The sequence below is a fragment of the Enterococcus sp. DIV0756 genome, from assembly GCF_051710745.1.
Classification (GTDB): Bacteria; Bacillota; Bacilli; order Lactobacillales; family Enterococcaceae; genus Enterococcus_A.
On the sequence record NZ_JBIOLF010000002.1, the window covers coordinates 226852 to 247190 of the forward strand.

Genomic DNA, 20339 nt, shown 5'->3' on the forward strand with positions numbered 1-20339 from the left:
ACGATTGTTGATTAATACACATATGTATATTATACTAAATTAAAATAACAGAACAATCATCAATCCACAGTGCTTTGTTTACTATTGAACAAATAAGACGAATTTGTTCATAAACAGGAGGTTTAATATGGTTGATAGAAGAACGGCTAAAACTAAAAGAGCTATCAAGAATGCATTTCTAGATATCCTAAAAGTGAAAAGCATTAATAAAATAACAATATCAGAGTTGTCAGAAAAAGCTGACATTGGTCGCGGAACTTTTTATCTTCATTATCATGATCTCTACGATGTATATGAGAGCGTTGAACGAGACCTTTATGCTGAACTAGTAGAGATGTTCGATGAATTCTCCCCCTATGTTACATCCGAGAATCTCCTTGCTTTGACGAACGAAGTAACAGCATATATTGATAAAAAGAGGGAACTGTTTCTTTTATTAATGGATGTCCATGAAAATATTTTGAATAAGATTAAAGAAATTTTTAACGAGAAGGTGTTACAAGACGAGTGCTATTCAGAAATTTCTGAATACGAACAATTAGAAGCACTTTTTATTGTAGCTGGTACTTTTGGGATTTTGGAAGAATGGTTAAGATCCGGTTTAGATATGCCATTAGAACAAGTATCTAAGATTTTGCATCAACTCTTGATGAAGTTCAATTTACAATAGAATCAGAATTTGTTGCTCTTTACAATTAAGTGTTAAAATGTTGAACATTTTTTCTCCATAATGACCTTTGCATAAATCCGAGTTGTTTTATCTATCTTAGCAGTCTAGCGATGGCTACCACTTTCTCTTAATCTTTTTTATTCAGATATTATAAACGAACTTATAACAAACATAGTTTTTTCTTTACGTCGACTAGTATCTTTAGAAAATCTTTTTTATTATCATTCATCGGTCGATGTGCTGCATTTTTTACTATGTGAAATTCTTTTAATGGTGACTTAATTTTCTCATATATTTCATTCTTAAAAAAAGAGGATGGTGTAGTCCAATCATTTTCTCCATAAATAAAAATAGTTGGGATTTCAAATTGCAAGTCTATTTTCCGTAAATCGTATTCTCTATGAAGCCATCTGTATATTGAATAATTTTCACTGAAAACATTTTTAAAATAGTAAGATAAATCATACAGTGAATAATAAGGTGAAAAAACAAAACTACTAAAATTTTCTGAGTATGATGCTGGCATACCTATTTTATATTTACTTTGTAATTTCCTAAGAATCATCATTTTTTTTGTAAATAGATGGGTATCCTCTTCTAGAACTGGATAAGGATCGATTGATTTCAGCATACTAGTATCTCTACTACTTTTCTTTTCTTCTGCTAAGAATAGAGTTTTATGATAACCAAGTTTCTCACTATCAAGCAAATTAACTAACTGACTAACACTGATAAAAACACTGAAAATATCTGGTTTTGCTTTTATGGTATATGTTCCTAAAACTGTTCCCCATGAGTGTCCCATCAAAACAATTTTTTCCTTTTCAAACCGGTCTAATAAATATTCGGTTAATTCAATAACATCCTTGATTCGCAAATTAATGCTATCCTCGATCTGTTTAAATGATTGATCAGACTTGTTACTCATGTATGTTTTTCCTGAAAGTCTTTGATCCCATTGAACTATAGTAAAATGTTTCTCCCACTCTTTTTGGTATAAATAGCTAACCGGCATATCAGTAAATCCAGGACCACCGTGTAAATATAAAAGAACTGGATTATCTTTTTTTTCTCCTCGAACGTGAATAATTTGATTTATACCGTTAATTGGAATTTTTTCAATTGAATCTATTCCCTCCAAACCGTTGATTTTATATTTGGTTCGTAATTTCTTACGAATTAAACCTCTAACTAATAGAAGAGTAACAATTATACAAAATACTATTAATGTGACTATCACTACATTCACGCTCCTTAATTTTTTTTCTAAATCAAAAATATTTCAGTTACATTAATCAATCTAATAGATTTTTTTCCGTTAAATGATTAGGTATACCTATATGGATCTTCTGAATCTTTTTATAAATTTGTTTGTGGATCAACCATTTCATAATCTTTGACTTAAAAAACTTTCTTTGAAAAAAGCACAGTGATCATTTCTAATTATTATTAATTCAACTGTTGCTAAAAAAATCAACAGTTCTACTTTTTTTACAGCTACAATGTACCAATGACCCAATTACTCATATCTCAAAGCTATAATTGGATATAGATTCGAAGCTTGATTAGCTGGTAAAGTTCCTGACAAAAATGCAATCATCATAATAAGTAGAACAATCAAGAGAATACTTGGATATGGAATTTGAATCAATTCAAATTCTGTCAGACCCATTAAAAAAGTAGTTGATGCAAAATTATTGAGAAAATCCCCTACTATAGCGGTAATGCTAACTCCAATTAAGCCACCCTAGAAAACAATCAAAATTGCTTCAATACCGAAAGTGATAACTATTTTAAAACTGCTCAAACCCATCACTTTCATCAAACCAATTTCTCTAGCACGATCTTGAACAGACATGTATAGCGTAGTGAGAATTCCAAAACTTGCTACTAAAAGAGCAATCACTCCGAAAAGAATGAATATCCCATTAATAGCATTGATAATATTCCGAATCATACCAATCTCATCCTCAACCGTTGCACCGCTGTATCCTCCCTTATCCAAATTTTTCTTTTTTTTCAATCTGTTTTTCAGTTAGTCCATCACTCATTGTCGCATTAAGCTTACGATATTAATCCTGTAGCTTATAATGACTTGAGATATTCATCTTTCGGAATTTATAGATCGGAAGAAAAAAGCTTTCAACAGTATAAATAGCTTAATGATTATTATTACGAATATTATTTTTAAAACTACAAATTTTAATGGCTTTTCTGAACTGAAAGTTTGCTAAAATAAATTTTGATTTTGATACTTTTTTCTTAAGTGACACTCTATCACTTATGCTTTACTACTCGCTCTATTCGCTATACAATAAGGTTTCAAATATATTAAAGATTAAAAGATTGGAGAATTTGATATGCCAAAAGTTTCTGATGATTATATAGCAGAGAGAAAAGCATATATTCTGAAGTGTGCAAGTGAAGTACTAATTGAAAAGCCTTTGTTCCAAGTAACCATGAGAGATATCATTAAAAAAACCGGCTTTAGTCAAGGTGCTATCTATCGATATTACGCTAATATTGACGAAATTTTTATTGCTCTAATTAATAATATCCCAATCTATTACGATTTAGATCAAGAAGTGAATACCCTATTAAAAGCCGACATCCCTAACGAAGAGATGCTTTCTAGTCTCTTACTTGCGATAGGCAGGTATCTAGAAGAATTGCTCTTATCTGTGGGTGGCAAGTTATGCTCAGAACTTTTAGTTTATAGTTCTTGTGATGAGCAAAAAAGAGAAAACGTTTTGCCACAATTAATTTTCAAACAGAACCTAGAACAGGTGCAAGATAAAATAATTCATTACTTTTTAACTGGCGTCCAAGAGGGTGTTATTCAGCTCACGGTTCCGGTAGAGCAGCTCAATCGCTTCATTGCTGTCACTGTGGATGGGATTCTCGGACACATTGCGTTTAGTAATCTAAAAAAAGAACAGCTAGTAAATGAAATCAGGGAACTATTTCAAACTCTTGCTCTATCTGCTAAATCCTTCTTTAAATAAAGATTCTAGCGAATAATCTAATTCACCTGATTTTTAAAGTCATTTTTCTTCAAGACTGTGTGCATATTTTCTTTAACTATAACCAACTCGATAGTCATTCTTATTTTCGTCTAAAAATTTAATAACATCATCAACAAAGTGCTTTTCTTCATAAGCGGCATGCCCCGATTCTGGATACACAATCAGGTGACTATTCCTAATTTTTTTAGCCATATCTAATGTCGCTTCGAAGCCGACTACTTTGTCGAGCTTTCCTCCAATTAGTAACGTTGAACAATTGATCTCGGTCAGCCTATCATACACATCATGAGCGATACAGGCTTGAGCCTGAATTATGAATCTTTTTAAACAATTCGGCCTCCCAATTTTACTTAGGACAGGAGACACTATTCTCATCTTCATTAGTTTTTTTGGAGTATACGATCTTTTCATTGTATCAATCATTAGAGATGCATAATCACCTCTTTCAGCAAAATTGATCCAGCTACTCAAAACTTCCCTGCATAATTCATCTATTCGAGAAGCTGACACCGCAATGACAAGCTTTTCCACTTTGTTAGGGAATTGGATAGCAAATTGCTGTGCAATCATTCCCCCTTGTGAAACACCTATCAGAAAACATTTCTCGATTCCTAATTGATCCATAGCATTTTTTTGATCTATTGCCATATCCCTTATACTATAGTCATTCGGTATTTCATCCTTTCTACTAAACATGTATATTCTATAATTTTTGGCAAATTTTCTATAAGCAATCGCTATTGGTACAGCCTGACCTGAGACTGATTTGATTCCATCACTAAGCCCGGGTAAAAGAATCAATGGGGTTGATCCATAACCGAATACTACATACGACATACTTACTCCGTTAATAAATAATCTGCCCTCTCTAGATTGATAAATCATATTTTTTCTCCTATCATCTTTTAAGACTTAATCTGTTGATTTAACATAATTCTCTCTCGATTATCAATTTTTTTCATTATTGAAATGAATTTCTCAGGTTCTTCTAAATTCGGAGAATGAGCAGGATAATCGAATAAAAAAAATTCCTTTCGGGGAGCATTTACGCGATCAAAATATTTTTGTGCAAGTTTCTGAGAAACTTGATAATCAAATGCCCCTTGAATTATATAGAACGGAACCTCAAATTTTACGGATGAAACAAAAAGATTATCGTGCAGTATGACTGGAAATAGTTGGAGCATTGAGAAATCGGCACCTAAAAACCATTTAATTTTCTCTATTAAAGTGTATCCTCGAAATCCAAATAATGCTCGTCGTACCATGCTATTGAAAGTAAGTCCTTTAGGCAGATCATCGTGCAAATGACCAATTCCATATTTATTAAATATGTCCGTTCGTGTCATAAGATAATCAAGCTGATGTCCTTCTTCCTGTACCCAAGGAAATTCCTTGGCATTAGAATCAAATTTCTTTAGCTTCTCCTTCACTTCCTCGTCATTTGTTCTATTTGCACGGTCGATCATATATTGATATGCCAAACGCTCAGACTCAGTTTGATCAGATATTTGACCTACGCCAACATATGCATGATAATCCTCAGGATATTTTTCGATTGTCTTTACACTAAGATAGGATCCCCAGGAATGACCTAAAATATATATTTTATCTTGAGAAAACCGGGTTTTCAGGTACTCTGTCACTGCATGAGTATCCTCAACCATCGTTTCAGTTTTTAAAGCAGATAACTCTACTGATTTAGTGTACGTCATTCCAGAACCACGCTGATCCCAATAACAAATGGTAAAATATTTCTCAAGCCGTTCAGGATTTTTAAGCTTTTCCAAATAAGAAATAAATTGTAACATAGGGGTCCCAGGTCCTCCATGTACATATAGTAATACTGGGTTTTTACGGTTCTCACCTCTAATAAACATCCCCTGCTTAATACCATTTACTTCTATCCATACTTTTTCAGAGATAGAATTTATGATTTTTTCACCCGAATTGTCTTTCAGTGGTGAAAGCTTACCTGTACTATTTCTTACTAAAATTATCACCCCTAGTGCAACAAGAGTAATCAAGAGCAAAACAACGTATTCCATGTCAAGCACCTCTTTCATTTTTTTTCACAGCTTAATCGTATAGGAATTATCTTCTTTAGCTACTACATTTTATTGTCTATACACCATCCCACAAAAATGACCATGTGTCATTTTTATTATCAATGAGTACCATTCGTTTGTCAAACAATAAATGACATATCGTCATTTATTGTTTCAGACTGTAGACAAAAGACGTCCCAAACTCGTAATTTGAGTTTGGGACGTCTTTTTATCTGATTTCTTTCGAAATTTAGAACAAAAAAATAAAGGCTCTTTGCCTTTCCATAGCCAAGTGGCTAATTTCTTTAAATTCATTGCAGCAAACACCAGCATCGTATGCGTCGCGACTTTTTCAAAGCCTCGATACTTGGTCCAACGCATCCCATGCTTCTCTTTTGCATCCGCAAATATTCGTTCAATCGTTTGTTTTCGTTTTTTATAAATCGATTTATTCCGATCCGTTAAACGAAGATGTTCCGCTTCATCCATTAAGTCTCCCCAAACATGTCTCGTGATGACTCGTTGATGATTTTTACTTTTGGTACATTGGTTTAGCAGAGGGCAGTGCACACACTCTTTTGGATCAGAATTGTATCCACGATACCCGTCTCGAGTGACTGTTGAAAAAGCGAGCATTTGATCCTGCGGACAAATGTAACAATCATAATACTCGTCATAGAGAAACTCGTTTTTTGATAATAGTCCCTTTTTCCCTTTGGGCCTTGAATAAGGCAAACAAGGTCGAAGGTTCAAATGAGTCAAAAAGTGAACAAACTTAGGTGTCTTATACCCGGCATCAGCGACAACACAATTGATTTCAGGAAAAAGTCTCTTCGATTGTTTGACGAGTTGAAAGGCGACTTGACTGTCATGAATATTTCCAGGAGTTATGATGGTGCTGAGAACAAATCCGTTGTCGTCGCATGAAGTATGGGCAGAATAAGCAAATTGTTTTTCTCGTTCACCTTTGACGTAGTAGCCGCTTTCCGGATCAACCTTACTTATTTTTCTTTCTTTCAGCTTCACTTCCTTTTCTAGGTCCAAAGTAAAAGGGCGTTTTCCGGCCTCTATTCGTTGACGATTGATCTCATCTTCTAATTCATCTTGATAGGCTTTCGCTTCATCATGGGTCATTTCCTTCGTAAACTTATGTTTATTGGCGTTGGCTTTGATGTGGGTAGAATCCAGATACAAATTATCCTCTGTTACGAAACCTGCTTTAACTGCTTGTTCTAAAATATAGGCAAAGATATCCTCAAACAACGTCGTTTCTCTAAATCGGCGGACATAATTCTTTCCAAAAGTTGAGAAATGGGGGATTTTCTCCTCGAAGGAATAGCCTAAAAACCAGCGGTAAGCGACATTGGTATCGACTTCCTTAATGGTTTGGCGCATGGAACGGATGCCGAATAAATACTGGATAAACACCAATTTGATCAGAATGACTGGATCGATACTTGGTCGACCTAAATCGGAGTAAGTGGCTTCGACGATTGGATAAATAAAGTCAAAATCAAGCGCGGCATCAATCTTTCGAACAAGATGATCTTGAGGAACCAGATCATCAATCGTGAGCATCGCAAATTGATTTCTACCGTTCGTATTGTTTTTAGACATCATAACTATCACTCCTTGTATTCGATTTCATAAATCTATTATAAAAGAAAAGACTGTAGACAGCATCCATAAAATGGACTTTGTCTACAGTCTGAAACAATAAATGACATATCGTCATTTATTGTTTGAATCAGACCATTTCAAACTCTTTTGTAAATTATTATCCCTTATCTTCAAACTTATTAGAGAGTCAGTTTGAAGATGTCCGCCACATAAACAAACACTAAAAAAATAATTTTTCCAATTTATCATATCGTGTAGTGACACGACGGAAGTGTTTGATTTTGTTGAAGAAACACTTCATTAGGTGGCGTTCTTTGTAAAAATACTTCGACTTTTCATGACTTTTTAGCATTTTTTCTAGGTGGAATTGTATAGGTACACCACTTTGGGCAGAAACCGAAATCCACTCACGAATTGGCTCTGATCCATATGTTTTAATCCCTAAATGTTGCTTCCTGCAACTTCAATTTGTTCTAACAATGGATTGCTGGAACAACATCATGCGTTTGTTCTCCAGTTAAAAGAAAAGCAATGGATTTCCTAATTCATCTACCACCATATGTATTTTCGTTATCTTGCCTACACGACTATTTCCAATATGTTGGTTCATTTTGCCCAATTTGGCGTTTTTTTAGCTCCTGCACTGTGCTGATGAGCTTTTATTGATGTAGAAGTCGATACTAATATTTTCAAAATCTGGTTCCACTTGAAGAACCCGAAAGACCGCTACTAATAAACCACTATCTCTCCAATCACAAAAGTGGGTGTAGACTATTTTCCTAGAACCGTATCGGTCTTCTGGTAAATCGCGCCAGGCAGCACCGCTACGGACTATCCAAAGAATGGCATTGACCGCGGTGCGATTATCTAATTTAGAAGGACGTCCAGTTCGATATTTCGAAAATAATCCGCCAGTTTGTTTCTACTGTTCCTCACTCAGTTCATATCTTCGTTGTTGTGCCATTCGTTATCCTACTCCATTTATTTTTAACAGAGATATCATTTTTTTACGGAGTTTTCAAACAAGTCCTAGTAGTATATCTTTAATAAATTATTTTCTTCTTCATACCAAAGCATGTTCTGTTGTCATAGTAAAGGGATTTGTTGATTTGGCAAAAGTTATTCTTGGGCCACGCTACTTCCTGTAGCAAACTGTAAAATATTTTTAGAGACGTTCAGGATTTTTTATTTCCTCAAAATAAGCAATGAGCTATAACATTAGGATTTCTGAAACACCGTATAAGTACGATAAGACACGATTTTGGAGATTAAATCCTCTTTATCTTATGTCATTCAAATCAAGTCAAACCTTTTCAGAAATAGCATCCGGATTTTTTTCCTGAATTGTCTTTTAACGGTGACAGTTTCTCGAATCGCCTATAAAAAAGCAATGAGAACACCGTTATAATAATGAATGGCGTGTTAATAGCATAGTTCATTTTACAATCCCTTATTTTAATCACGAAACGATGAATATTTCCAACATTAACATCATCTCAACTCTTTAATGTAAAAAAGCAGCCATTCATCTACATCAATGAATAGCTACTTATCTTTTAAAATCCGTTATCTTAGTCACTTGATGAAAAATATGTCCATTTGTATTCAAAATTCTTTTTTCAATACGCTTTTTACTTCACTAATTGTTTAGCGTATGCTCCAACTTATTACCTCTAATTCTAGATTATCCTTAATGCTATTTTGAATTTAGTCACATACAGCATAAGCTACTCTCAATTCAGCAGATTTCTTTACACGCTTTGACGTGTAAAGACTGCACCTAAACATTCTTAAAAGAATCGATTATTTTGTAGCTGATTATTGACGATTTTTCAACTAACTTTAGATTGAAATTTATACTGCTAATTCATATATTTTTAAGCAACGAAAACAACTTCTCTATCTAACCCAGAGCTAAAAGAATCCATCTTTCTACTAGTATCTTAACGAATCACTAAGTAAATTAATTAAAAAATAAACACTATTTTACTTTTTAGTTGTTAAACCAATGGTACACATTCTCACAAAATAGTTCACTATTATTATAGTAACTGTTATGTGTATCTTCTATCTCAACCAATTTCTTTTCACAAGAAAGCTGCTCATAATAATGATCAAAATGCTCGATAGAAAAATATCGATCGTGCATTGTTTTAAATACGAGTGTTGGCACTCTAATTTCCTTTCTCAATGAACTTTCTTTGTTCACTGCCATTTCTAATAAAGTCAAAAGAAATTTACTATCTGATTTCCAAAAATTGGGATTTATAGTTAGCATATCCTCATAGAATTGATTATCTTCTCTCGCATGATAACCATTATATTTTGGTGCCTTCATCGTCATCTTGATATTTGGTAATCCTCTCAAAATAGGACAAACCATTTTTACCAGCGGAAGTGGATACCCGAGTCCTTTTGTTTCTAAATAACTTAAACAAGCAAATTGAGCAAAAGCTTTTACATTATTTCGTTCACACACATAGTATTGCGCAAATATTCCTCCAATCCCGGTACTTCCATACAGATAAATTTCATTTGAAAAAGTTTCAGTAATATATCGAATTACACAATCAAAATCCTCAATAATACTATCTTTAGAAATCCATTTTCTTGTTCCTAAACTCTTTCCACTTCCACTAAAGTCAAAAGCAAAAATATTCACATTATATTTTTCTAAAGGCTCGTAGACTTTTGAAATCATAGAAGTTGAAACAACTGGCGTATGGGAAACAAGTATATTTTTTGCCTTTTTATCTTTTATAAAGCTTCTCAAAAAAATTTTTCCATTTTGACTATCTAGGTATTGATCTTGCCACAAGGTTCTCCCTACTTTCCTATTTTTTCTTTTATAATTTGTTTCGATTCAGGTGTAAAAAAATGTATGGTAAAAAAGCGCTCTCATCATCCGTTAATTCAGGTGGATGTTAAAAAGCCAAATGACTCCTAAAAGAATAAAAATTCATAATGTCGACTATCTTTTTCTTACTTTCCTAAAAGAAAACCTCGTCACTCTAATCCTTCTCCGATCGGATCTAATCAAATGATAAAAAATTGAGAATACCAAAAATTTCGATACAAAATTTGTTATCTCCTTTATTGACAGATTCAACAAGAAAGACCTAACGAGATATTGATAACAAGAATGATTTTTTGCATTCTAATTAATATAAAAGTGTCTTCACGTTTAAGGAAATTTTCAAACTAACTAAAAAATACTAAATTGCGTAACTAAGTCATATTGTCTTATGTTTTCATATTATCCATCCCGACTTTTTCATCTATCAACGTTTTCTTTTCTTGTTTTTTGGTTCTAACTTCCTGTACTCTTTGAAAAACGTGCTTTCCCTAATATGTGAACTAGCAGGCATGAAATAAGAATATTGACACCTGTAAAGAATACTGAGCGCATCAAATCATTTCCTCCTAACAACTGAGTAAATGCATTCAGACAAGCATGATAACAAACACACAACCACAGGCTCTTAGTCAAAAAGAAAATACAAGCTAAGACAAATGAATTTCCCAATAAGCCCATGTAAAAGGTCAATAAACCCATTGTTGACATATCAAATATTGATCCATCAATTATGAAGTATATAAAATGCCAGATTCCCCAAACAAAAGCTGTTAGAAATGTTGCTGTAATGAATGAACGATTCTTTTCTAATGTTGGTTGAAATATATATCGCCAGCCAATTTCCTCAAGTCCGCCAAATATGAGGGACATAAGAAATAGTTCGATAAATTGCTTCAATGAAATCGGTCGAAAAGCAGTACCAAAGTTAAGAAGCAAAAAAAGAATCACTAATAAATAAGCGCCTACTGACTGCCGAATATTAAAAAAATCTCTTAGAATTTCTCTATACTTTGATACTCTTCCAGAAGATTTAGCGATAGTCACTCCGGCAATCGCGGTTGAACCTCCGCCAACAATCAAACCGACTATTCCGATCACTGTCGTATTTGTCGATACGTCATTGTTATGTAGAAAAAGAAAAAGAAGCCCCATTGGAAAGGCTAAACCAAAAGAAATTCCGAGATAACGTCTAATTATTTTTCGATTATTCATAAATCTATCCCTTCTATATGCATTAACTCCATCTAAAATAGCGAAACTTGGTACCATAAACTAAATTGAATAAGTTTCTTCTTTGCCATCTATTGAACCGAATACGTTGCTCAAAAAGGACAAGCATTCTCTCATACACATCTTTCATTTTTTCGAACGACATAAATTCACTAATCTTAGTACAGTACTAATTCCATATATTCTGAACTAAGCATTTTATCTTCATTTTGCAAATCCATTGAAATACTGAAATTTCTGTCCAACTACGGTGAAATCAATACCACCTTAATTGGCTGTATCTCGCTGGACTTAATAAATAGTCGATTAGATTTAAAACAAGCATATCACACTAAAACGGACATTCCTGAAAGCTTCCAAGTAAAACAATCTATTGGTGCTTGAAAGTTGATCGGTTTTATTGGACCCACCTTTCGAATGTTGTAAGAAAATTAAACATCTAGAGTATAAGTACTTTAGGCAAGAAAACGATGTGAAAATTACCCAGTTTTTTAAATTATACTAGGTTGTTTTTTAGACAACGCAATTTCTGCCATTTCTCTAATACTAAAATTTCATTAAAATCAAGTATTTCAAAAGGATAAAGGACCCCATTTAACGAAGGTTTGTTGAAAATAGTTTCTACTAACAAGGCAATTGCCCAAGCGGTAATTCCATAATCCGAAAAAACTTCTAACTGGATCATTTTTTTTGTGTAACTATTATTAATTTTCCCTTTAGTTTCAACTATCAGATAAGCTGTTTCCTCTTTCATTCCTTTGTCTGTATTGATTTTCAATAAACGCATCAGATTAGTCATTAACTTATTTGAATGTGTTCGTACGATGAATGATACAAATTTATTAAACACTTCATTATCCCAGCTTGTATGATATGCTACCTTGGGTATATTTAAATAGCTTTGTAGAATTTCTATTTCATCATGATTAATATTCCGTAGTTGATATTCTTTATCTTTGATAATTACAGGATGACTCTTAACAAATCCTGTCCGTCCATCTATTGGCTCAGCGATAATCTTCAACATATCAGACATTCCTGTCAAACCAACATTGGCTTGGATATTTTGTAAAAGACTTACATCTACTTGATCAATCTGATCAAAGCCTATAAGGGATTCTTTTACAGCTATCCCAGATATGCCTGGAAAGAATCCAGCAAAATGACAGATAAACTACTATCTATAGGCAATTGATTTTTTACTTTTTCTGTAAAATCACCAAAAGCTGTTATATCAATACACGGGACTTTCTTACGTGAACAAATTCTCTGAATTATCGGTTCTGTTTGCTTCAAAGCAACAACAACGCATGATATTTTATCTGTGATTAATTCTTCCAAACTATCAATATTGGTTATATCCGAAAAAGAAGCACTAGCGTTCGGCAGCTTTTGAGCTGTCTTTCTTCCTCGTTCAAGCTTGTAATCTCCTACAATAATATGGATTTCAGGCATCATCTCCGCTAACGCATTGCAAATTTTGACACCCATACTCCCCGATCCACCAAGTACGATAATCTGCTTTTTCATAGCTACACTCACTTTCTATTTTTTTCAATTCTCCAAACAATAATATGATTAAAATAAAGTCTCAAAAATCCAGTAATTCCCTGCCTATCTGGATATTCTCGTTCATTTTCTAATACTACCTATCAAATAAATCACACGCTGCTATGTTTCCAAAATAAAAGACGATTGGTTGCTTAATTGTGAAAAAAAGCGAAGTAAATCAAAAGTGATCCTATAATATCTTCTTAACCAAACATTTTTTACCATTAATGCCCCTACTCTGGGCGCCTATACTCCTCTTCTAAAATTGAATAATATAGACGGTCAACATAGTCACCCTCCATGTAGAAAAAATCCCGTAATGTTCCTTCATACCTAAAGCCAGACTTCTCAATCACACGCTTCGAAGCAATGTTATTCGCTTTATGACAAACTTGAACTTTATGAAGGCCTATACTGTTAAAACCATAATCTAAAATTCCCATGATTGCTTCGGTTATATATCCTTGATTTTGAAATTCCTTGCCGATACAATACTCGATTTCACCCCAATGATTTTTTTCATTGATCATAAAATAGGCTATTTGTCCGATGCAATCACTATTATCTTTCAGTGTAATAGCCCAACGATAATAATGATCGTTACTGTAACTAGCTATATATTTATCCAATAACGTACGTGCTTGTTCCTTTGTGGCATACACCGGTTCAGAATACATTTTTTGTATCTCTTCCTTGCTTGCCCAATACTTGCGCATACTATCATTGTCATTGTAAGAAAATTTGCGAAGCAGAAGTCGATCTGTCTCAAAATCTTGCGTCCCGATATTGTTTAATTCAACATTCATAGTTTTTCTCACCCTTCATCATTTAATGATTCGTTTCATATATTTTAAGAATCCATTGTACTGCCTAAGGTAATTTTTCCCCATCATCGAATCCATGACAAAACCTGCCACTTCATAAATATTGTATAAAATTTACCCAATTTAAAAAACGCTTTTTCTCCACTACTCTTAACACTTTCTAATTCTGGCTTTACTATTCCTGTTAAATCTATATTCTCTTATATGCTATCTATTTCTCAGATTTTCTTTGAAATAAAATTGGCATTCCTAGGGTCGGTAAGCCACTCAAATTAAATACTTATCTCACTAGTGTCTTTTTCTCGTCCTTAAAAAGATAGTTACGTTCGTTGCTTTTACATAAAAATCTCACTCTCATGTTCTCGATTCACCCCTATGTTTCTCTAATTCTTATTCACTTATGCGTATACCAACTGGTTGATATTCTTCCAGAACTATATCAGTTGCTTCTTAGGCCTCTTCTTTTTGCTAAGTGACAGTGCTTGTACGGTGCAGTGATGAACACATCTATAGCAATTTTCACATTTTTGAATATTAATCACTGGGCTATTCGCCTTGCTGGCATCAATTGCTTGATAAGGACAGTTTTTCTTACATTTCATGCAGTTAATACAAACCTCTTTGTGTAAATAGATCCTGAATGTATAGCTCTTCCCTACGGTTTTGTTTGGCAAATTCAATACGCTACTAAAATGAAATCTAGGCATTAATAATTGAGTCTGACCTTTATCCAATTTATCAACAAAAATTTGAACATCACCATGGACTTTTGATTCTATGTTTTTCTCAAAACGAAATAGAAGATTAACGGATGTTACCAACAATGTACCATCACTTGATGGACTTCGATAACCTGTGCTGTAAATTGTGATTAAATTTTTTTTAACTAATTTTTTTGCTAGAATTCGATTTGTATTATACTGTCCTAATCCACAAGTACTATAGATCATTACGGGTATTGGTTTGGTTAGTTTCTCCTGCTGTTCTATCCAATTCAGTAAAATTTTAGCTGGCTCCCCATGATAGACAGGAGTACCTATCACAATTGCAGAAAAATCTGTCATGCAAAGATTCTTTTTTAAAACATGTTCGATCGAATGAACTGCCACTGGTAATGAAAATTCCTTAGACATTTTTTTAGCAATTTTTCTGGTTGAAGAAGCACCTGAGAAATAAAGAATCAGTATTTTCTTTTCCATTCCATAATTCTTCCTTCCCGTTTTTGACAACTTTTCAATGTGGAATAATACAGAAAACTTGTATACCTTGACTCTTTGAAAATAAATAAAAAATCTGACCCACCACCATTGGTAAACCAGATATCCTTGTTTCTACTATCATATCATTTTATATGTGTAAATCATCCCTTGATTCTTTCCATTTTTAATGGATAAAAATCAAAGAATTCATGCGACAACCGGTATCCCCTTCCCCATTCAGTTTTCAAAATGTCTTCTGGTAATCCATGATTGATTAATTTAAGACGAATATTTCGAACGGTTAATGACAATTGAGAAAGATGAGAATTTGTTGGCTTGTCTTCCCATAAACGCTTACAGAATTCCTCTCGAGAAACAACGCGTGCTTCCGATTCAACCAATAAGTTCATTACACGTTTTTCTGTATTAGAGAAAAAGCTCAGTAGTTGTTCGTATGTACCAACCAATGTGGGAGACTGAACATGAGGAAAAGAAACAATATTTGTTTCTTCCTTTTCCACCAACTTCTCCTTTTCAGACAACACTTCTCTTAAACTATCTTTCGATATATTCGAAGTAACCCATCCATCTATATCCAGTCCTTCTAAACTTTCTTTTTCTTTTGAGTTTGGCTCATCTGCAATTTTCCGTAAAATTATGGCATTTAATTTTCTCAAACAAGGTAAAATACTAATTATTTCACGGTTAGACAATGTCTCGCTTAAAATAATCATGTGGTAAAGGTGACCACCGAAACATTCAGCTGATTGCTTTTTTAATAAATCTAGCATATTTTTGGAACAAAATACTTCATGGTTTAACCCTTGAAGTTTTTCTTGAAAATGACTTTCTGTCAAAATATTCTGAGTTAAAACTAAAATCTGCATTAGTCGCTCTCCTCTTCCTAAGATAAATTCCCTAATATACGAACTTGTTCCTGAATATCAAAGTATAGATAAATTGCCAATACTATACATAGTGATGCTATCAAAAACAACGAGGCATTTAACAAATAATGAATTCTCGATTTTTTCAAAAGCTTAATCTTTTCTAAATCACCAAATAAGAAAAAGAAAAAAGAAATCAATGCTATCGCTCCTATAACAGCTAAAATAATCATCCATCCATAACGCTCCATATGACTACCTCCTTTTATAAGTTGTGCAACAGAAACTGCTGCACAACTTTTTATGGTTCTAAAAGATCCATCGTCCAAGTAAGTGTTCCTTCATAGGTCTTACCTTTTTTCCCAGTATTTCTCGGAATTATTAGTCTTACAGAATCCGTTGAAATTTCATTTTTAAAATGACCAATACCATACTGACTATCCGTAGTTTCAAACAAAGGAATACTCGTAGAGCCATCAGCAGGCAAATTAAATGAACCGTTAATTCCCAAAACTGAATCAAATCTGTTTGAATCAGCAGTATTCCATGTCACCCCATTATCACCAGTCTTTTTTAATTGTTTGTCCATTACAATCTTACTACCAGTTAAAGTCCATTGCTCGCCCTCAACTTGTAATTTACTTAATTTTGCAGACAATGACCATTGTTCATTGATGTTGATATTTTCAAAATCAACGAAGTAATCACCTGTATTAGTATTTTGTAAAGGATGACTCATTTCATTCTCAGAGAGATCAATGGTTCCAAAATTAAAAGCCTCTGGTACTTGATTGATATAAAAACCGTTCGAGCGAGCGAGCGTGGTAAACTCATATGAATCAGATATTGGTGAGTCTCCCCCTTGATTTACAACTTGATATTTCACATGGTAATGTGTATTTTCCAATAAGCCTTCCAATTTGAACGTAATTTTCTTCTGATTACTATCAATATCATTATCACTTGATAGTCTTGGGCCTTCAGAACTTGTTGTTACTTCCTGGAAATTTGAATTATCTGTTTTCAAAAAAACTTTAACTTTTGTCGGATGCGCAGCTACCTGAGCCTCGTGCCGTTCTGCTGCCTCATAAGTTCCTACAAAGGTCGCCTTTGCATTGTTAGTCGTAGTGGGCATCTCTTTTACCGGTTCGGTAAGATTACTAATCTTGTTGGTAGTATAAAAATAGACTTGTTGATCATTTGCTTTATACTGATATGTTCCATCTGTTCCATCAGACCCGTAATCCTTAAAAGCACACCATCCTTGATATCGAGTCCCTGGGTCAAGATCAGTAACAATACGTTCTTCATAAGTTTTTTCAACTGGATTATGGGCTAAATCAGTTACTTTTGAAATTTTATCTGTTTGACTTCCATTCTGGACATTATACGACTCAGTTTGGATTATCCCTCGATTTAAAACAGGATCTATATCGCCTGTGTAACTTCCACTTCTCATTTTAATGGATGTTGGTTCTGCTTCTTCAAATATTGGCGGAGAAAGTTTCAACGGAACACCTCTTGTGTTAAAAATAGAAGTTCCCCAATTTGACCATAGCCCACTATTATTTTTGACTCGATAACGAACGGAGTATCTGGTAGCTGATAGTAGGTTGCTTAGCTTAAAGGAAATATTGGGTATAGATCCAGTCGAGTTAATTTGAACATCCGACGCTTTATCTCCAGCAGCAATAAAACCTGAGTCAGTAGGTGATTTCAATTCAATTTGTACCCCCTTCCCGCTAACGCCTTCTGTCACCCCCGAACCTTTCGGGTGTTCTGTTCCCGCCTGATATTCTCCTACAACGGTTGCCGAAGCATTAGTTATTGATGAAGGTACTGAACCCGGGGTAACAGCAGGATTTGAAACCGTGTTAGGGGTAACATAGTCATTACTATAACCCGATAGAATCGACCCATTAGATGAATCATTATAGTACATCTTTACTCTTGAACGGTATTTGTTCCCTGCTAATAGACCTCCAAAGTTAAACCCACTTGGTGTTGCATATTGTGTAGTAGTTTTTGGAACATTTGCATAGGCGCTATTCGTTACTCCTGTCCAACTTGTTCCCCCAGTAAATTTCTCAACAAGCAACTCTGCACGACTAGAGTCTCCCGAAAAGTTTCCCGTTTTCAACTTGGCTGAAGTTGCATTCTCAGTTGTAATTTGTGGAGTATTTATTGACATAGTAGTAGCGTACGTAGTAAAACTCTTGTTGGCATCGGGTAGAAACCCCCATTCTGAATTTCCACCATTGTTTGTTACATGGTAAGCAACATTATATTCTTTTTTAGGAGATAATCCAGTTACCTTGAATTTCACTTTGCCATTACTACATTGAATTTTTTCGACTCCAGGAGTCGAGGTGGTCGTTAAATAGTTTCCCCAATCGTTAGTTGAGGTTTCCTTCACTTTTACATGTAATGCTTCATTTATAGTAGGTTTTGGGTGAGCAGCAAGTGTAGAGTTACTATTGTATCCATAACTTCCCTCAAATACTGCCGAGGCTTTTACGTTGCCTAACGGTGGTCTAATGTTTTCAGTTAGTGACAATGAACTAACAGTATTTGTAGTATATATCGTTGTTTCAGGAGAGTTTACCCAGTTAGTTCCTGCACCAGTCGTTCCAAAATCCCGTATAGAAAGCTGTGCTTTATATTTTGTACCTGCGGTCAATCCCGTAAAAGTTCTTCCATTTGAAACATTATTTACTTTGCCCTTTGCATTAGATGTTCCACAGATTGTTTCGTGCACAATATTCGTAGCCTTATTTGTTAATGTACTAGATGAGTTCCCACTCATTTTTAGGATTCCATCGCTATCATTGGCGGAGATATCTCCTGTATAATATGAGGTTCCTAATGTGGCACTATTATGTTTTGTAGACAAGAATTTTGGCGCTTCAACAGTTAAATTTACCACCGAATCTGTAGTAAAATGGTATCTCCAGTACCCCTCTGTGTTGACACCAGTATCATCGCTTTTATCAGTACCAAACTTTGTGTAATCAGCACTAAATAGAGTTTTAGTGTACATCCAAAAATAATAAGTTTGGCCTGCCTCTAAGTTGTTTAAGGTGACATCAAAATACATGGCTCGCTTTTCACCATTTGATGAAAAGTTCATTTGTTTTTTCGTAGTTAAATTTGTCATATCGCTTGGAGAAATAGGTGCGCCGAAACCATTACTTTGTTTACTCCATACAATATAAATTGGTGCTCTAATTTCGCCTGTACGATAGTGTTGACCACTTATAGTTGCTGAGGTTTTTCCAATTCCAGAAATGGTAAGTTTAGATTGAATACCAGCTTCACCTGTAGAAGTACTTGGAGTATATCCCCCCGAGTAATTTATATTTGCTCCTAAGGGCATGATTCCCCGGCTAGTTCTTATCAATGAATCATTAGTCTCCGCACTTGGAATATCTGTATTATTTTGAGAGCTTTCTTTTTGAGATTCTTTTGTTTTATTACTAGTATCAGCTTCTTCTGACTTTGTTCCTTTTAATCTGTAATGTGCTTTGTGTTTAGTCCTCTTTCTTATATATCCATCCTCAAACTCTGAGACTGTGTATTCGACTACTATTCGTGATAATGTATCGACATCATATTTAAAGGAATAAGGAATCTCACGTATCTCTTGATTCTTATCAATATGGTGCTCTTCCTTATTTTGCCAGTTCTCCCCTTGCTTTGACTGGAGAATCATTTTTTCTAACCGTGTAATTTGTTGCTGATTTTCATTTTGAACAACTAGCTTAGCTTCTGAGTCTTTTACTGCTTGGACAATTGGGTGCGGAGAATTTCCTGTGATTTCATCAGATAATTCTCGTTCTTCGTAATCATTTTCAGCTACAATATCCTCTACAGCAGGTTGTCCTTCTTGATTTTGTGAAGTTATTGGTTCAGTTGATGTCTCACTGCTCGTCCCTTCCGAATCACTGTTACTCGTTGCGACTTCATTTGATTGAGTAGTCAAATCCATAACCGCTGTAACTACCTCTGGAGAAATATTAGAAAAAAGCAGCATAACTGATAGAAAAAAAAGACCAAATCTTTTCTTATATTTCCGCATCATACTTCTCCTTTCCAAGTTTTCCTATCAAATAAAAGAAAATACCTGCAAACAACATTAACCATCCCAACTTAATTAAAGTTTGATTGTATTCCTCACCAGTTACTGGCAGCCGTTTTGCATCTGATAAATCAGAAGTAAATCCCCCTTTTCTTATTTCTGTTGCTTGTGTCAATGGAAGATTTTCATTCTCCTTCGGTAGTGGTATTGAATCATTTGCTTCCTTAAAGGAAATCGTCACTGCTGTTCGAGCTTGTGCATCCACTCTAGTGATATTCACGAACAAGCTACTGAACAATAAACTAACCAGTAAAACAAACATAGTCATTGATTTTCTCATAAGTCCCCC

Annotated in this window: 17 protein-coding genes and 1 pseudogene; 2 read left to right on the plus strand and 16 right to left on the minus strand. The window is 34.3% G+C overall.

Annotated elements, in window-relative coordinates; genetic code table 11:
- The first annotated feature begins 127 nt into the window (after positions 1-127).
- Positions 128-670, plus strand: coding sequence for a TetR/AcrR family transcriptional regulator (locus tag IGI44_RS17505; RefSeq protein WP_438789226.1), 543 nt, complete (start codon positions 128-130; stop codon positions 668-670).
- A gap of 160 nt (positions 671-830) precedes the next feature.
- Here IGI44_RS17505 and IGI44_RS17510 read toward each other — a convergent pair whose 3' ends face one another.
- Together IGI44_RS17510 and IGI44_RS17515 are read right to left on the minus strand one after the other, a co-directional pair.
- Complete coding sequence (locus IGI44_RS17510; protein WP_438789227.1) at positions 831-1910, minus strand: alpha/beta fold hydrolase; 1080 nt, start codon at positions 1908-1910, stop codon at positions 831-833.
- 507 nt (positions 1911-2417) lie between these two features.
- Complete coding sequence (locus IGI44_RS17515; RefSeq protein ID WP_438789228.1) at positions 2418-2693, minus strand: FtsX-like permease family protein; 276 nt, start codon at positions 2691-2693, stop codon at positions 2418-2420.
- Positions 2694-3030: 337 nt separating this feature from the next.
- Between IGI44_RS17515 and IGI44_RS17520 the strand changes: the two genes are divergently transcribed.
- Positions 3031-3675 (plus strand): TetR/AcrR family transcriptional regulator, encoded by a 645-nt coding sequence (locus IGI44_RS17520; RefSeq protein ID WP_438789229.1) that lies wholly within the window; start codon positions 3031-3033, stop codon positions 3673-3675.
- Positions 3676-3747: 72 nt separating this feature from the next.
- Here IGI44_RS17520 and IGI44_RS17525 read toward each other — a convergent pair whose 3' ends face one another.
- The 14 genes and pseudogenes from IGI44_RS17525 to IGI44_RS17590 form a co-directional block, all read right to left on the minus strand.
- Complete coding sequence (locus IGI44_RS17525) at positions 3748-4581, minus strand: alpha/beta fold hydrolase (protein WP_438789230.1); 834 nt, start codon at positions 4579-4581, stop codon at positions 3748-3750.
- Positions 4582-4601: 20 nt separating this feature from the next.
- Positions 4602-5744 carry an alpha/beta hydrolase family protein gene (locus tag IGI44_RS17530; protein ID WP_438789231.1) on the minus strand — a complete coding sequence of 381 codons (1143 nt, stop codon included), beginning with the start codon at positions 5742-5744 and terminating at the stop codon, positions 4602-4604.
- Positions 5745-5918: 174 nt separating this feature from the next.
- Positions 5919-7364 carry an IS1182 family transposase gene (locus IGI44_RS17535; RefSeq protein ID WP_438789232.1) on the minus strand — a complete coding sequence of 482 codons (1446 nt, stop codon included), beginning with the start codon at positions 7362-7364 and terminating at the stop codon, positions 5919-5921.
- A gap of 179 nt (positions 7365-7543) precedes the next feature.
- Positions 7544-8328, minus strand: a pseudogene (locus IGI44_RS17540) (IS5 family transposase).
- A 1029-nt stretch (positions 8329-9357) separates the two neighbouring features.
- Positions 9358-10182 (minus strand): serine aminopeptidase domain-containing protein, encoded by an 825-nt coding sequence (locus IGI44_RS17545; RefSeq protein WP_438789233.1) that lies wholly within the window; start codon positions 10180-10182, stop codon positions 9358-9360.
- 492 nt (positions 10183-10674) lie between these two features.
- Positions 10675-11433, minus strand: a complete 759-nt coding sequence (locus IGI44_RS17550) for a CPBP family intramembrane glutamic endopeptidase (protein WP_438789234.1) — start codon at positions 11431-11433, stop codon at positions 10675-10677.
- A gap of 514 nt (positions 11434-11947) precedes the next feature.
- Positions 11948-12478, minus strand: coding sequence for a hypothetical protein (locus IGI44_RS17555; RefSeq protein ID WP_438789235.1), 531 nt, complete (start codon positions 12476-12478; stop codon positions 11948-11950).
- Between the two features lie 101 nt (positions 12479-12579).
- Positions 12580-12981, minus strand: a complete 402-nt coding sequence (locus IGI44_RS17560) for a saccharopine dehydrogenase NADP-binding domain-containing protein (protein WP_438789236.1) — start codon at positions 12979-12981, stop codon at positions 12580-12582.
- 254 nt (positions 12982-13235) lie between these two features.
- Positions 13236-13808 (minus strand): GNAT family N-acetyltransferase, encoded by a 573-nt coding sequence (locus IGI44_RS17565; RefSeq protein WP_438789237.1) that lies wholly within the window; start codon positions 13806-13808, stop codon positions 13236-13238.
- 452 nt (positions 13809-14260) lie between these two features.
- The gene (locus IGI44_RS17570) at positions 14261-15025 is read right to left on the minus strand and encodes an EFR1 family ferrodoxin (RefSeq protein ID WP_438789238.1); all 765 of its coding nucleotides are present in this window, start codon (positions 15023-15025) and stop codon (positions 14261-14263) included.
- A gap of 161 nt (positions 15026-15186) precedes the next feature.
- Positions 15187-15912 (minus strand): winged helix-turn-helix domain-containing protein, encoded by a 726-nt coding sequence (locus IGI44_RS17575; protein WP_438789239.1) that lies wholly within the window; start codon positions 15910-15912, stop codon positions 15187-15189.
- Between the two features lie 17 nt (positions 15913-15929).
- The gene (locus IGI44_RS17580) at positions 15930-16163 is read right to left on the minus strand and encodes a hypothetical protein (protein WP_438789240.1); all 234 of its coding nucleotides are present in this window, start codon (positions 16161-16163) and stop codon (positions 15930-15932) included.
- 50 nt (positions 16164-16213) lie between these two features.
- On the minus strand, positions 16214-19990 hold the full coding sequence (locus IGI44_RS17585) for a hypothetical protein (protein ID WP_438789241.1): 3777 nt from the start codon (positions 19988-19990) through the stop codon (positions 16214-16216).
- Positions 19977-20330 carry a hypothetical protein gene (locus tag IGI44_RS17590; protein ID WP_438789242.1) on the minus strand — a complete coding sequence of 118 codons (354 nt, stop codon included), beginning with the start codon at positions 20328-20330 and terminating at the stop codon, positions 19977-19979. Before IGI44_RS17590 ends, IGI44_RS17585 begins: the two co-directional genes overlap by 14 nt.
- Positions 20331-20339 lie beyond the last annotated feature (9 nt).